Source organism: Nonomuraea antimicrobica (assembly GCF_039536965.1).
Classification (GTDB): domain Bacteria; phylum Actinomycetota; class Actinomycetes; order Streptosporangiales; family Streptosporangiaceae; genus Nonomuraea; species Nonomuraea antimicrobica.
The window spans coordinates 1-14,212 of record NZ_BAAAZP010000093.1 but is presented as its reverse complement, the minus strand read 5'-3'; the positions used below and the strand labels follow the sequence as shown (position 1 = coordinate 14,212).

The 14,212-nt window shown below is 72.6% G+C and carries 11 protein-coding genes; 4 read left to right on the top strand and 7 right to left on the bottom strand.

Translation table 11 applies throughout. The features are described 5' to 3' along the window. Window positions 1-9 precede the first annotated feature (9 nt). From ABD844_RS25610 to ABD844_RS25595, 4 genes are all read right to left on the bottom strand, one after another. Window positions 10-906 (bottom strand): RNA polymerase sigma-70 factor, encoded by an 897-nt coding sequence (locus ABD844_RS25610; RefSeq protein ID WP_344882931.1) that lies wholly within the window; start codon window positions 904-906, stop codon window positions 10-12. 47 nt (window positions 907-953) lie between these two features. Continuing rightward, complete coding sequence (locus ABD844_RS25605; protein WP_344882928.1) at window positions 954-1,796, bottom strand: SDR family NAD(P)-dependent oxidoreductase; 843 nt, start codon at window positions 1,794-1,796, stop codon at window positions 954-956. Window positions 1,797-1,963: 167 nt separating this feature from the next. Continuing rightward, the gene (locus ABD844_RS25600) at window positions 1,964-3,178 is read right to left on the bottom strand and encodes a hypothetical protein (RefSeq protein ID WP_344882925.1); all 1,215 of its coding nucleotides are present in this window, start codon (window positions 3,176-3,178) and stop codon (window positions 1,964-1,966) included. A gap of 8 nt (window positions 3,179-3,186) precedes the next feature. Beyond that, a complete protein-coding gene (locus ABD844_RS25595) occupies window positions 3,187-6,801 on the bottom strand; it encodes an outer membrane protein assembly factor BamB family protein (RefSeq protein ID WP_344882922.1) in 3,615 nt (1,204 codons plus the stop codon). A gap of 190 nt (window positions 6,802-6,991) precedes the next feature. On the opposite strand from ABD844_RS25595, the gene ABD844_RS25590 reads away from it, so the two are divergent. Beyond that, window positions 6,992-8,047, top strand: coding sequence for an LLM class flavin-dependent oxidoreductase (locus ABD844_RS25590; RefSeq protein WP_344882918.1), 1,056 nt, complete (start codon window positions 6,992-6,994; stop codon window positions 8,045-8,047). Between the two features lie 87 nt (window positions 8,048-8,134). Continuing rightward, complete coding sequence (locus ABD844_RS25585) at window positions 8,135-9,625, top strand: AMP-binding protein (RefSeq protein ID WP_344882915.1); 1,491 nt, start codon at window positions 8,135-8,137, stop codon at window positions 9,623-9,625. Here ABD844_RS25585 and ABD844_RS25580 read toward each other — a convergent pair. Continuing rightward, window positions 9,610-10,209 (bottom strand): TetR/AcrR family transcriptional regulator, encoded by a 600-nt coding sequence (locus ABD844_RS25580; RefSeq protein WP_344882912.1) that lies wholly within the window; start codon window positions 10,207-10,209, stop codon window positions 9,610-9,612. The genes ABD844_RS25585 and ABD844_RS25580 overlap by 16 nt on opposite strands. A 97-nt stretch (window positions 10,210-10,306) precedes the next feature. Between ABD844_RS25580 and ABD844_RS25575 the strand changes: the two genes are divergently transcribed. Continuing rightward, window positions 10,307-11,470 carry a cytochrome P450 gene (locus ABD844_RS25575; RefSeq protein WP_344882909.1) on the top strand — a complete coding sequence of 388 codons (1,164 nt, stop codon included), beginning with the start codon at window positions 10,307-10,309 and terminating at the stop codon, window positions 11,468-11,470. On the opposite strand, the gene ABD844_RS25570 is transcribed toward ABD844_RS25575, so the two are convergent. After that, window positions 11,456-12,364: a cyclase family protein gene (locus ABD844_RS25570; protein WP_344882906.1), complete on the bottom strand. Its 909-nt coding sequence runs from the start codon at window positions 12,362-12,364 to the stop codon at window positions 11,456-11,458. The genes ABD844_RS25575 and ABD844_RS25570 overlap by 15 nt on opposite strands. Window positions 12,365-12,393: 29 nt before the next feature. On the opposite strand from ABD844_RS25570, the gene ABD844_RS25565 reads away from it, so the two are divergent. After that, a complete protein-coding gene (locus tag ABD844_RS25565) occupies window positions 12,394-13,584 on the top strand; it encodes a serine hydrolase domain-containing protein (RefSeq protein ID WP_344882903.1) in 1,191 nt (396 codons plus the stop codon). A 12-nt stretch (window positions 13,585-13,596) separates the two neighbouring features. Here ABD844_RS25565 and ABD844_RS25560 read toward each other — a convergent pair. Next, on the bottom strand, window positions 13,597-14,212 hold a 616-nt coding region (locus tag ABD844_RS25560), incomplete at its 5' end, for an SDR family NAD(P)-dependent oxidoreductase (RefSeq protein WP_344882898.1).

Below are 14,212 nucleotides of genomic sequence, written 5' to 3'. Positions count from 1 at the left end.
TTCGGCCGGTCATCGCAGGGTGAGCGGCGTCTCGGCCGCGATGCGGGTCAGCTTCTGCGGGTTGCGGACGTAGTACAGGCCGGTGATGCGGGCGTCCTCGACACTGATCGCCATGACGCCGTCGATCTCGCCGTCCACGCGGATGACGAGTGCCGGGCTGCCGTTGACCACGGTGAGGTCGGCGGTGAGCGTGACTCCGGCCTTCCCGATGCCGCCCGCGATGAAGCGGGCCACCTTGTCGGCGGTGCTGATGGGCCGCGGCGGGGTCTGCTTGATCCCGCCGCCGTCGCTCACCAGGACGACCTGCGGGGCGAGCACGTCGAGCAGACCCCGCAGGTCCCCGGCTCCGAGCGCGCGCCGGAACGACTCCAGCACCGCCCGCGCCTCGCCTGACGAGACCACCTCGCGCGGGCGGCGGGCGTCGACGTGCCGGCGCGCGCGGTACGCGATCTGGCGGACGGCCGCGGGGCTCTTGCCGACGGTGGCCGCGATCTCGTCGTAGCCGACCTCGAAGACCTCACGCAGCACGAAGACGACGCGCTCGGTCGGCGACAGCGTCTCCAGGACGAGCATGAGCGCCATCGACACGCTCTCGGCGAGTTCGACGTCCTCGGCCACGTCCGGGGCGGTGAGCAGCGGCTCGGGCAGCCAGGGGCCGACGTACGCCTCCTTGCGGCGCTTCAGGCTGCGCAGGCGGTTGAGCGACTGCCTGGTGGTGATCCGGACCAGGTAGGCGCGCTGGTCGTGCACCTGCTCCAGGTCGGTCTTCACCCAGCGCAGCCAGGTCTCCTGGAGGACGTCTTCGGCGTCGGCCGCCGATCCGAGCATCTCGTAGGCGACGGTGAAGAGCAGGCTGCGGTGGGCGACGAAGATCTCGGTCGCCGGGTCGGTGGCGTGGTCGCTCATCCCTCAGTCTCTCCTCCGCTGTGGCCGATCCTGGTACCCGACGGTCGTCAGGCGTCGAGGCTGCCGTGGGCCCGCGCGGAGAGGTCCTGCCAGTCGGCCCAGGTCTTGAGCCGGTCGGCGTACGCCTGCTGGATCATCGGGTAGAAGCCCTGGCCGAAGAGCACCCGCAGGGGAGGGTTGTCCGAGTCGACGAGCGTGAGGAGCGCCTGGGCCGCCGCGACCGGGTCGCCTGAGGGCTGCTTTCCCGCGACCGCGCCGAGGCGCCTGCGGAGACCGTCGTACGCCGGGTCGGTCCGCGCCATGTGGCCGTTGGCGAGCGGATCGGGGTTCCTGCCGTCCCTGGTGGCGAAGCCGCCGGGCTCGATGACGGTCACCTTGACGCCGAAGTCGGCGACCTCGCCGGCGAGGGCCTCGTTCAGGCCCTCAAGAGCCCACTTGGAGGCGTGGTACGCGCCGCCGAGCGGCATGGCGATGACCCCGGCCGCCGAGGACAACTGGATGATGTGCCCCGAGCGCTGCTCGCGCAGGTAGGGCAGCGCCGCCTGGATCACCCACACCGCGCCGAACAGGTTGGTCTCCATCTGGTCGCGCAGCTCCCGCTCGGTCAGCTCCTCGACCGCGCCGATCTGGGCGTAGCCGGCGTTGTTCACGATGACGTCGAGACGGCCGAAGTGCTCCCTGGCCCGCCGCACGCTGTCGAAGACGGCGGCCTTGTCGGTCACGTCCAGCTCCAGCGGGAGCACCGCGTCGCCGTGGGCGGCGACCAGTTCGTCCAGGCTCGCGGTGCTCCGCGCGGTGGCGGCCACCCTGTCGCCGCGGGACAGGGCGGCCTCGACGAACTCCCTGCCGAGGCCACGGGACGAACCGGTGACGAACCAGACCTTGCTCATGATGACACTCCGTCTTCCTGCGGTGGCGGCGGTCCGGGGTCGGCCCCTGGTCCGCCGCTGTCTGCTGTGACACCCCCAAGACACCTGACCCGGTCACGACATAACACGCACCCGATGTGACCTGTGTCTCTCCCGCACCGCACGGCACCACCACGGCCAGGCAGCGGTCATCCGGCCAGTTGGACCGCCGCCAGGGTGGCGGTGACCGCGCCGCCCGCCACCACCAGGAGTGCGGCGGCCAGCGGGAGGCGGGTGAGCGCCCGATGGCCGCTCACCCTGCCCAGGAGGTCCCCGCCGCGCATGACGACCAGGCCCACCGCGGCCAGGGTGACGGCCATCCCCACGCCGAACGCGGCCACCAGGAGCAGCGCCGTGGCCGCCCGGCCGGACAGCAGACCGGCCAGCAGCAGGAGGAACGCCGACGGCGAGGGCAGCAACCCGCCGGAGACGCCCAGCGTGAGCAGGCCCCTCCGCGTCAGCAGCGACCCCTCGTGCCCGTGCCCATGGCCATGCCCGTGGCCGTGCCCATGCCCGTGGCCATTCGTCCGGGAGCGGAGGTGGCGGCGGAGAAGGGCGCAGCCCACCGCGAGGACGGCCAGGGCACTGGCCAGTTGCAGCCACTCGGTGACCACCCGGAGATCCGGCGCGCTCTCCATGGCGGCCCACCAGATCAGCGCCAGCGCCCCCACCGACACCGTGTGCATCAGGGCCACGACGCCGCCGAGCCGTACCGCGTCGAGCGGCCGGGCCCGGCCGCCCAGGAGGTAGGCGGCGGTGAGGGTCTTGCCGTGGCCGGGCGCGCACGCGTGCCCCGCCCCCGCCAGCAGCGCCAGGAGGAGCGCCAGCGGCAGGAAGCGGTCGAGCAGGGCGGCCAGGTCGCCCGCGGCCTCACCGGTCCCACCAGCAACACCGGCCCCATCGGCGGCGGTGCCGGTGAGCCGTACGTCGTGGACCGGGGCGGCGGAGGTGTGCAGCGCGCCCGAGCCCGACGGGGTGACCGACACCGTCCGGTAGGCGGCGTCGACGTCGTGCAGCAGCGACACGCGCAACGTCAGCAGGTCGGCGTCGTGGGCGCAGCGGAACCGGGCGACCACGCCGTCCGTACGGGCCGTGACCCCGGTGAGCGGGCAGCCCGCCCCGTCCTGGGAGACCGTGAGCCCGCGGCGTACGTAGTCCTCGATCGAGCCGCCGGCGGCCCGCCGCAGCGCGGCCACGTCGTCGGCGGCGGCCGACCACGTCACCTCGACGGCGGGTCCGCCGGCGCTGACCTTCGCCACGGGCGGCGGGCCGAAGGGGTGTGCCCACCCCGGACCCGCCGCCCCCAGCAGGATCAGCGCCGCCACGCCCGCGACAGCGAGCAGGCGGGACAGAACCCTGGTCATTCAGACCGTCACCTGGCCGTCAGCGCGTGGATCGAGCCGTCGTCGGTCAGCGCGAACAGCAGGTTGCCGCTGACCGACAGGGCCGAGGCCACGCCGCCGCCCAGGTCGTACTGGGCCAGCAGCCTGCCGCTCGACCGCTCCAGCGCCACCACGCGGCCGTCCCAGGTGCCCGCGTACACCACGGTCCTGGTGACCAGCGGGTGCATCGCCGGGGATCCTGGGCCGTTGGCCTGGCAGGAGGTGCCCGCGCGCCAGGGGTCGTCCATCGGGCTCTCGCCCGGCAGGTAACCCGTCGGACGCTCCCACACGACCTTGCCCGAGGCCGTGTCGTAGGCGCGGATCACGCCGTCCTGGCTGCCGACGTAGGCGGTGGCGCCCCACACGGCCGGGCTGGTCACCGGCGGCGGGCCGTACTCGCAGACCGAGGCGGTCCCGAGCGTGGCCTGCCAGGTGATCCTGCCGTCGGCGGCGTGCCCGCGCACACCACTGGCCGTCGCCGTCACCAGCCCCGAGTCGGTGAAGGCCGGGGAGGACTGCGAGTAGATGTCGCCGCCGGTGTCCACCGACGACACCTGCTTGCAGGTGGTGAGGTCCATCGCGATCAGCGACTGGCTCGAACCCGAGTGCAGCCACGCGGTGGTCGAGCCCGGCCGCCTGATCGCCGTGCTGTGGAACTCGCCCCACGCGACCGGCGCGGTGAAGCCGCCGGGCAGCAGCTCGCCGGTCCGCGCGTCGCGGCAGCGCACCACGTCCCACTCCTGGTAGACCGCCACGGCGCGGCCCTGCGGCAGGTCGAAGACGCTGACGGGGCCGCCCGCCCTGCCGTACCTGCGTACGCTGGTGGGCTTGGTCTCCTCGGCGTGGATCGCCTCCCAGGCCACCTTGCCGGTGTCCGCGTCGAGCGCGTAGACGCGGCCGACCCCGGTGGTCAGGTAGACCTTGCCGTCGTGCACGGTGGGGAAGGACTCGGCGTCGCCGTCGAGGTAGGTCCGCCACACCTCACGGCCGGTACGCGCGTCGTAGGCGAGCATCATGCTGTACGGCGAGGCGAACGCCTGCGAGGCCACGATCACCTTGCCGTCGTGCACGGCGGCGCCGTTGAGATGGAACTGCTCGCCCGTGTTCGCGGCCCAGCGCAGGTCCAGGGCGCTGCCCGGGTCGTCGGAGGCCGCCGAGCGCCCGAGTTCGTCGCCGCCCTGGCGCGTCCACTCCCCGCCCGGCGCCGGCTTGGCGACGCGGGCGTCGGCCCGTACCTCGAAGGAGGTGCGCACCTGCGGGAACCGCTTGCCCTCGGTGTCGACGACCTGCAGCTCGGCCGTGTACTTGCCGGGGTGCAGGCCGGTGATGCGGTCGCTGACCCTGGTCCAGGAGACGTGCGCGGCCGGGCACGCCTCGCCCGGGTAGCAGTTGACGATCCCGCCGGGCCGGGTGCCGGCGCCGAAGCGCAGGCCCTTGCGCTGCTGGGCCACCTTGCCGTTCGAGGAGCGGATGGTGAGCGTGGCGGCGGCCGGGGTGCGGCCGTCGTCCTCCGCGTAGATCTCCAGCGGGACGCCCGCCTTGGCGCCGTGCAGGCTGCCCGACGCCGGGCTGACCAGCGAGACGTCGTCGTTGACGCCGAACTGGCGGCGCGTGGCGGTCACGTAGCCCTGGTCGGCGCCGGTGATGCCGCTGAAGTCGAGGATCTTGTAGTCGGGGCGGGCGGCGTCGATGCCGTACATGCCCATGTTGTTGACCTCGACCGAGCGCTTGAAGGCGCCCCTGCGGTACTCGGCCTGCTGGTTGTGCCCGGCGGCGAACATGCGCACGTCGTACTTGGCCAGCTCGTCCACGGTGGGCTGCATGCCCGCGCCCGGGCCCCAGCGGGTGAACAGCGACCGGTGCGCGAACACCAGCACCTGCTTGCCCACGGCGTGCCTGGCCAGGTCTTCGCGCAGCCAGGCGAGCTGGGCCGAGAGCCCGCGGGTGTCGTTGTCCTCCAGCACGACGATGTGGCGGCCGTTGCGGTCGAAGCTGTACCACTCCGGTCCGACGTTGCGCCGCCAGTACTCCACGGCGCCGGCGTACCCGCTGGAGGTCTCGGTGCCGCCCATGTCGTGGTTGCCGATCACCGGGTAGAAGGGGTGGCCCAGCTCGCCGTTCCGCAGCCCCTTCCGCAGCACGTCGTAGCCGCCCTGACGGCGGGCCACCTCGGCGTAGTCGGTGACCGTGAGGTCTCCGGTGGAGACGGTCAGCGTCGCGCCGTCGACCTCGGCCATCGCCTTGACCTGCCCGGTCCAGCGCGGCTCCGAGCTGGCGTACTCGGCGTCGGTACGGTTGCCGACCTCGGGGTCGGAGACCATCAGCCACGCCTCCTCCGGGTCGGCCGCCGCCCTGGTCGGCACGAGCGCGAAGTCCAGCTCGGCCGCGTCCTTCACCTCGTTGAAGAAGCGCGGGACGAAGTCGTCGCGCAACACGGGCTGGTAGCCGTCGGGCGAGACGATCTGGACCAGGTCGGTCTCGCGCCGGTTGCGGTCGACCTGGAGGCTGTACGACCCGTCCGCGCCGGTGGTGGCCCAGGCGGCGCCGTCGGTGACCGAGACGCCCTTCATGCCGCGTTCGCCCTGGTCGCGTCGGCCGTCGCCGTCGCGGTCCTCGTACACCACGCCCTTGACGGTCACCAGGTCGGCGCCCGCGCCCGTCAGGGTGACCGTGACGGGAGCGCTGAGCTGCTCGTATCCGTCGTTGTACAGGAAGTACGCGGTCCACTCGCCCTCGCCGAGCGCGGAGGTGCTCAGGGTGACCTGGCCCGAGGACTCCGGGGCCCGTACCCAGACGCGGGAGTAGTCCACGCCCGGTTTCTCGCCGGCGGCGTAGATGCCGACCCAGTTCAGCGCGTTCGGCCGGTCGGTGCCGTAGGCAAAGGTGACCGGTTGACCGGCCCTGGGGTTGGCGGTGACGAGCGTCAAGGTGCCCGCCGCGCTCGGCGTGGCGCTCTGGGCCGGTTGCGGCGTGGCGCCGTCAGGGCCGGGCGTCGCGGCGAAGGCGGTCTGCGGCGTGAGCACGGCCAGGCCGACCGTCGCAACGACCGCGACCTTCACCGATCCCTTGCCGGGGCCCCGGCGTACGACGCCGATCGCCGCGAGCAACAGGACGGCGAGGACCGCCAGGAGCCACGGCCAGCCGGGCCACGCGGGAGCCTCGGGCGCGTGCGCGCCCCCGGCGTCGAGGACCGGCGCCTCCGCCGTGACGAGGGCGGCCATCCCGTCGAACTCCGCGATGACCTCCGTGAGGCCCGCCTCGCCCAGCAGCGGCGCGAGATCGATCGAATCCACGGCACAGGACCAGGCCAGCTCGACGACCACGCCACCGGGAACACCGTTGCCGTCCCCGGCGACACCGTGCGCGCTGACCGGGCACGGCCCCTGCAGCAACCCGGCCGCCCAAGCTCCGGCCCGCTCCGGGCTCACCACGTCCTGATGGACGATGAGCCGCCCGCTCGCGATCCCCTGGTTCGACGCCACGACCAACTCGGCGTGCTCCCGGGTCAGGTGCGCGGAGGCCGGACCTGTACACAGAGTGATACCTGCGATGACCCCCAGGAACAGCACAAACGCCTTCCACGGGGGCAGTAATTGCCTAGACATGTAGGGCAGGCTAGGCGCGCCACCATACCGACATAAGGGGGATTATTCAGACATACTGAATAATTCACCCGCAGCCTGCCCATCGTTCACGGCGAGCTTTCCCCGCCCGCCCCGGACAGGGCCGGGGCCGCGAGGGCTGTGATACGCTCCCAAGCGAGCGCTTGGTTCACCGTTGAGGGGCGGCCGCCGCATGAAGTTCTCGACCTTCCACCTCTTCCACCGCTTCGACGGCCAGAGCTTCAAGGACGTCTACGACTACCACCTGGAGCTCGTCGAGCTGGCCGAGGAGCTGGGGTTCGACGGGGTACGGCTGGCCGAGCACCACTTCCGCGACTACGGCGTCGTGCCCAACCTGTTCACCGTGCTCGCCCACGCCGCCGCCCGCACCGAGCGCATCCGCCTGGGCACCGGCATCGTCGTGCTCCCCCTGCACAACCCCGTCCACGTGGCCGAGGAGGCCGCGCAGGTGGACGTGTTGTCCGGCGGGCGGCTGGACCTGGGGATCGGCAGGGGATACCAGAGCTTCGAGTTCGAGGGGTTCGGGATCGACCTGGCGGAGGCGCGTGACCGGTTCAACGAGGCGCTGGAGGTGATCCTCGGGCTCTGGACGCGGGAGGCGTACCAGCACGAGGGGAAGTTCTACCGGACCGGCTCCGAGGTCTCGCTCGTGCCCAGGCCGCTCCAGACTCCGCACCCGCCGCTGCACGTCGCGGCCGTCTCGCCGGAGACCGTCACCATGTACGCCGAGCGCGGCCTGCCCGTCCTGGCCGACCCGGCGGCCACGTTCCGCAAGGTCGTCAAGGCGGCCGAGACGTGGCGGGAGACGGCCGCGCGGGCCGGGCACCCGCCGGGCGCCGACCTGGTGGTGGCCCGCAGCGTGTACGTCGCCCCCACCCTCGAACAGGCCCGCGCCGACCAGGCCAGGTTCGAGGCGTCGTTCGACCGTTCGCGCATCTTCAACGAGCGCAGCGCCCCCATCGACCCCAAGACCGGCCGGGCCGCGCAGGGCTTCGAGTTCTACCAGGACCGCTACCTCAAGGGCGGTGCCGTCTCCCCCGACTTCCGGTGGGAGCAACTGGAGGTCATCGGCGACCCGGCGCGGGCGATCGAGCAGATCTCGGTGCTCAGGGACGCGGGGTTCACCAACCTCCTGTGCGACTTCGGCAGCACCCGCCCGATGCCGCTGGAGGACATGAAGCAGGTCATGCGCTTCTTCGCCGCCGAGGTCATGCCCGCCTTCCGCTGACGCCCCCGCCGAGGCCACGACCGGCGCCTCCCGGCACCCGGCCGAGGCCGCGACCGCCGTCCACCGACACCCCCGCCGGAGGCTTCGATGATCCACAGCCTTTCCCTGTCAGACGTCCTCGCCGACCACGCCCGCAGCCGTCCGCGGGTGACGGCGGTGGTGGACGGTGACCTCCGGATCACCTACCCGGAGCTGGACGACCGCGTCAGCAGGCTCGCCGCCGCGCTGGCCGGGCTGGGGGTGTCCGGCGGCGACCGGGTGGTGTGGCTGGGCAGGAACGCGTACGCGGTGCTGGAGCTGCTGCTGGCCTGCTCCCGCCTGGGCGCGGTCTGCTGCCCGGCCAACTGGCGGCAGTCGCAGGACGAGCTGCGCTTCGTGCTCACCGACCTGACCCCGGCGGCCGTCGTCTGGGAGCCCTCCGAGGCCGTCGAAGCCCTGCGGGATCACGGGACGACGTGGATACGGGCGGGCGAGGAGTACGAGCGGCTGATCTCCGGTACCGTCCCCCGGGAGTTCCCCCAGGCCGACGACGCCGAGCCGGTCCTGGCCCTCTACACCGCCGCCTTCGGCGGACGCCCGAGCGCCGCCCTGCTCAGCAGTGCCGCCCTGGTCGCGCACGCCACGTCCCTGCTGGTCGTACGGCAGATGGAGCCCGGCTTCACCTTCCTCAACAACGGCCCGCTCTTCCACGTCGGGACCATGATGTTCTGCCTGGCCACCCTCCAGATCGGCGGCACGAACGTCTTCACCCCCGCCTTCGACCCCGGGGAGGTCTGCCGGCTGATCGACGCCGAGCGGGTGACGCAGGCGTTCCTGTTCGGGCAGATGATCGACGCGGTGGCCGAGGCGAACGCCGACGGCAAGTACGACCTGTCGTCGCTGAGGTTCGTCTCCCACTCCGCGGAGTGGGACGACATGATCACCGTGGACGACTCCCCCTGGTGCCGGAGCAAGATGGGCGGCTACGGGCAGACCGAGGTGGGCGGCATGCTCACGTTCCTGGGGCTGGCGGAGGGCGGGGCGGGGTTCGCGGGGCGGCCGTCGCCGCTCGTACAGGTGCGGATCCTCGGGCCGGACGGCGGCGAGGTCCCGGCGGGCGAGGTCGGGGAGATCTGCGCACGCGGCAAGACCCTCTTTTCCGGATATTTCGCCCGACCCGACTTAAATGCCGAAAAGACAAAGTACGGCTGGCACCACACCGGCGACCTCGGCCGCCGCGAACCCGACGGCACCATCACCTTCGTCGGCCCCAAGCTCCGCATGATCAAGTCGGGCGCCGAGAACATCTACCCCGCCGAGGTCGAACGCGCGCTCAAGACCCATCCCGCCGTCGCCGACGCCGCCGTCATCGGCGTGCCCGACCCCGACTGGCACCAGGCGGTCAAGGCCGTCGTGGTGCTCGACGCCGGTGCCACGGCCACGCCGGACGAGCTGATGGAGCACGTCAGGACGGCGCTGGCGGCGTACAAGAGGCCCCGGCACGTGGTGTTCGCCGACACGATCCCCAAGCGCGGTTTCACCCCCGACTACGACGCCCTGGACGAGGCGCACGGAGGCGGCAACTACCCGGGCTCCTGACGCAGGGGCAGCCCCGCCTCCAGGTGCGTCATCGCCCGGTCCAGCTCTGCGGGCGCGTCGAGGTCCGGGTCCTTCACCCAGTCGAGCCAGACTCCCATGATCACCCCGACGATCGCACCGGTGACGTTGCGGATCTCCGGGTCGCCGGGATCGCGCCCTTCGCGGGCGGCGAGCATCTCGTTGAGGCTCCTGAGCACGCCGGTGATGTTGTCGAGGCTCGCCGCCCACAGCTCGGGCGCGGTGAGCATGAGCCGCTCGCGCTCCAGGCTGTCGAGGCGTTCCTCCGGCGTCTGGGCCTCGATCACGGCGCGCATGGCCATCCGTACGGCCGGGACCGGCGCCACCTCGGGCGGCAGGTCCCGCAACGCCTCCACGAACGGCGGGAACTGGTCGACCATCACCAGGTCCTCCTTGGTCGCGAAGTAGCGGAAGACGGTGCTGGGCGCCACCTCCGCGGCCTCCGCGATCTGCTCGACCGTCGTCGCGGCGTAGCCCTGCTCGCGGAACAGCCGCAGCGCCTCCTTCTGGATCGACGCCCGCGTCTTGGCCTTCTTGCGCTCGCGCAGCCCCGGTCGGTCGTTCATGTCTCCGCATTCTCGGGCGTAGCGCGGCCCGCGTCCACTCACGAGAGATCATAATTTTTTGCTATACAACTCTCTTTTGAGAGTCTACTCTCAAAATATGCGACTTCCCATGGACCGCGATCCGCGGTGCCCCTTCGACCCGCCCGCCGGGCTGCGCGGCCTGCCGCCGATGGCCCGGCTGGAGTTCTCTGACGGCCATCTGGGCTGGCTGGCCACCACGAGCGAGGCCGCCAGGGCCGTGCTGAGCGACCCCAGGTTCAGCGCCAGGCGGGAGCTGAAGCACCCCGCCGTACGGTTCACCACACCCGGCGCGGCCGGACGCCCCGCGCCCGCGGGCTTCTTCGGCGCCATGGACCCGCCTGAGCACACGCGTTACCGCCGCCTGCTCACCGGCCAGTTCACGCTGCGCAGGATGCGCCTGCTGGAGCCGCGCATCGAGCGCGTGGCCGCCGACCACCTCGACGCGATGGCCGCGGCGGGGCCGCCGGCGGACCTGGTGAGCGCGTACGCGCTGCCGATCCCCTCGGTGGTCATCTGCGAGCTGCTCGGCGTGCCGTACGCGGATCACGACTTCTTCCAGGAGCGCAGCCTGCGGATCGTGGCGCCGGACGGCGACGTGGACGGCGCGACCGCCGACCTGGCGGGATATCTGGGCGAGTTGGTCCGCCGCAAGCGTTCCGCGCCGGAGGACGACCTGATCAGCGGCCTCCTCGGCGAGCTGCCCGACGAGGAGTTGGTCACCGTCGCGATGCTCCTGCTCGTCGCGGGCCACGAGACCACCGCCAACATGCTGGCGCTCGGCGTGTTCGCGCTGCTGGAGGCGGGCCGCGCGTACGAGGAGGGCCCGAACGGGACGGACACGGTCGAGGAGCTGCTGCGCTGGCTGTCGATCGTGCACCTCGGCGCGCCCAGCAGGGCCGCGCTGGAGGACGTGGTGGTCGCGGGCACGCCGGTCGGTAAGGGCGAGACGGTCGCGCTGTCGCTGCCGATGATCAACCGGGACCCGGCCGTGTTCGGCGATCCGGACGTCCTCGATCCCGGGCGCGCGGAGGCCCGCAGACACCTCTCGTTCGGCCACGGCGTGCACCAGTGCCTGGGGCAGCAGCTCGCCAGACTGGAGCTGCGGCTCGGCCTCCGCGCGCTGTTCGGGCGTCTCCCCGGCCTGCGGCTGGCCGTGCCCGCCGCCGAGATCCCGCTGAAGCAGCACGCCGCCGTGTACGGGGTCGCGAGCCTCCCCGTCACCTGGTCACAGGATCGCTAGCGGGGTGAGCGGACTGCCGGTGCCGCCCTCGATCCGCAGCGGCGCCGCCACGAACACGAACTCCGTACGCCCGCGCGCCGCCAGCTCCTCCAGCCAGAGCAGCTCGATCAGGTGGATGCCGTGCCGGTGCAGCAGGAGGAGGTGCAGGTCGTCCTCCAGCGGCTCCTCAGCCTGCCCACTGGCATTGAGGGCGCCGATGGCGGCGTTGTCGCAGGCCACGGCGGCCACGTCGTGCGCCGCCAGCCAGCGGCCCGCCTCGGCGGACAACCCGGGCTGGCCCGACCAGTACTCCTCCCGCGAGCGTTCCCAGACCACCGGCCAGCCGGTACGGATCACCGCCACGTCCCCCGGGCGCGGCGTGGCCATCTCCGCCAGCAGCCCGGCCGGGATCCGGTGCCCGGCGGGCAGATGGTCGAGCCCGAGCCGCCTGGGCACGTCGTACAGCACGCCTCTGGCCACCACGCCGCCCACGTGCTCGATGCCGCACCTGGTGGCGCCGTAGGAGCGGACCCGGGCGGCGGGGTGGCCGTTGTAGAGTCGGTCGCCCGACCACATGTGGCACAGGGCGTCCATGTGGGTGGTGGTGCCGTGGTGGGTGACTACCAGGGCGTCGTCCGCCACCCGCAGTCCCGCTCCGACCGGCCTGGCTCCTGCCGCGTAGTCGCCGCCGTCCACGGACATGAAGTGCTGCGGCAGCGGACGGCCCGGCAGGTGCGGGACCGTCGTGGGCGCGGGTGAGGAGGTGGCGCCCCTGATCGGCATGGCCAGGCTCAGCACCTCGCCCGTGGACGCGCTGCGCAGGGCGTCGAGGACCACGTCCGGGGTGAGGAGGTTGAGGGTGCCCCGCTGATCGTCTGGGCTGAATCGTCCCCAGTTGTTAGGCTCGTTCACCAAGTAAGCGCTTCCTTTCTCGTGGAGGTCCGATGCACTGCGATCCGCGTTTCGCCCGCGTGCGCGAGGTGTTCGAACGGCATTTCGCCGACGGCGAGGAGCTGGGCGCCGCCTTCGCCGTCTACCTGGACGGCGAGCTGGTCGTGGACCTGTGGGACGGCGTCGCCGACCGGCACACCGGACGGCCCTGGGAGCGCGACACACCCGTCTTCGCCTACTCCTGCACCAAGGCGGTCACCGCCGCCGTGCTGCTGCGCCTCGCGGAGCGGGGGGCGGTGGACGTGGGCGCGCCGGTCGCGCAGGTGTGGCCGGAGTTCGCGGCGCGCGGCAAGGAGGCGGTCACCGTCGAGCACGTCCTCACCCACCAGGCGGGGTTGCCGGTGGTGGAGGAGCCGGTGCCGGTGGAGGAGTTCGAGGACCACCCGGCGATCGCCGCCCGGCTGGCCGGTCAGGCGCCGCTCTGGGAGCCGGGGTCGGCGCACGGCTACCACGCGCTGACGTATGGGTTCCTGGTGGGGGAGGTGGTCAGGCGGGTGACCGGCACGTCGGTGGGCGAACTGGTGGCGGGCGAGATCGCCGGGCCGCTGGGGCTGGAGCTGTGGGTGGGGGCGCCGGAGCCGGTGATCGCCCGTACGGCACGCCTCATGGCAACCGACCGTTCCGGGCCCGCCGCCCCGGCCGCCGCTGAGGGGGCCGGGCTTCGGGTGACCGAGGCCGCGGCGGACGGACGCCCGCAGGACGTCCTGGCCGAGATGGCGCGGGCCGCCCTCGACCCGCACAGCCTCATGAACCGCGCCCTCGGCAACCCCGGCATCCACCTGCTCAAGGGCGGCGCGAACCACCCGGTGATCCTGCGTGCGGGCTGGCCGGCGGCCGGGGTGGTCACCACCGCCCGCGGGCTGGCCGGCTTCTACCGCGGGCTGCTCTCCGGCGAACTCCTGCGCCCCGAGACGCTCAGGGAGGCCCTGCGTCCCAGGGTGGACGGCCCCGACCGGGTCCTGTGGCTCGACACGTCGTTCGGGCTGGGGTTCATGCGGCCGTCCCTGACGTTCCCGATGCCGTCGAAGAGTGCGTTCGGCCATTCGGGCATGGGCGGCGCCGTCGGCCTGGGCGATCCGGAACGCGGCCTGGCCATCGGCTACGTCATGAACAAGATGGCGAACGCCCTCTCCGGCAACCTGCGCGGGCTGCGGCTGGTGCAGGCCGTCTACGACGCGTTGTGACCGCATGGCCGGTCAGTGCATGGTCACGCCGCCGCTCACCGACAGGGTCTGGCCGGTGATGTAGGCGGCGCGATCCGTACAGAGGTAGGCGACGAGCCCGGCCACGTCGGCGGGCGTGCCGAGGCGGCGCAGCGGGATGCCGCGCGCGATCCGGTCCACCAGCCCGGGTTCGGCCTCGGAGACGCGGCGCAGCATCGGGGTGTCGGTGGGGCCTGGACAGACCACGTTGGAGGTGACGCGGGCTCTGGCGGCCTCGCGGGCGAGCGTCTTGGCCAGGCCGAACAGGCCCGCCTTGGTCGCCGCGTACGCGCCCTCGCCGCCCGAGCCGGCCCTCGCCCCGTCGGAGGAGACGAACACCAGCCGCCCCCACCCCCTGGCCATCATGCCCGGCAGCAGCCGCCTGGTCAGCAACATCGGCCCGCGCAGGTTGACCTGCCACATCAGCTCCCAGCCCGCCGGGTCGCTCTCGGTGAACGGCTCCACGATCGACACCCCGGCGTTGTGCACGACGACGTCCACCTCCCCCACCGCGTCCCCGAACTCCGCCACCGCCCGGGGCGAGGCCAGGTCCACGGGCAGTGCCCGCGCGCCGGGCAGCTCGGCCGCGACCTCGGCGGGGCGCGGCAGG

Bases quoted from the DNA above. Each gene is read 5' to 3' on its own strand.
- ABD844_RS25610 (WP_344882931.1), bottom strand. From the start codon at position 906: ATGAGCGACCACGCCACCGACCCGGCGACCGAGATCTTCGTCGCCCAC.
- ABD844_RS25605 (WP_344882928.1), bottom strand. From the start codon at position 1,796: ATGAGCAAGGTCTGGTTCGTCACCGGTTCGTCCCGTGGCCTCGGCAGG.
- ABD844_RS25600 (WP_344882925.1), bottom strand. From the start codon at position 3,178: ATGACCAGGGTTCTGTCCCGCCTGCTCGCTGTCGCGGGCGTGGCGGCG.
- ABD844_RS25595 (WP_344882922.1), bottom strand. From the start codon at position 6,801: ATGTCTAGGCAATTACTGCCCCCGTGGAAGGCGTTTGTGCTGTTCCTG.
- ABD844_RS25590 (WP_344882918.1), top strand. From the start codon at position 6,992: ATGAAGTTCTCGACCTTCCACCTCTTCCACCGCTTCGACGGCCAGAGC.
- ABD844_RS25585 (WP_344882915.1), top strand. From the start codon at position 8,135: ATGATCCACAGCCTTTCCCTGTCAGACGTCCTCGCCGACCACGCCCGC.
- ABD844_RS25580 (WP_344882912.1), bottom strand. From the start codon at position 10,209: ATGAACGACCGACCGGGGCTGCGCGAGCGCAAGAAGGCCAAGACGCGG.
- ABD844_RS25575 (WP_344882909.1), top strand. From the start codon at position 10,307: ATGCGACTTCCCATGGACCGCGATCCGCGGTGCCCCTTCGACCCGCCC.
- ABD844_RS25565 (WP_344882903.1), top strand. From the start codon at position 12,394: ATGCACTGCGATCCGCGTTTCGCCCGCGTGCGCGAGGTGTTCGAACGG.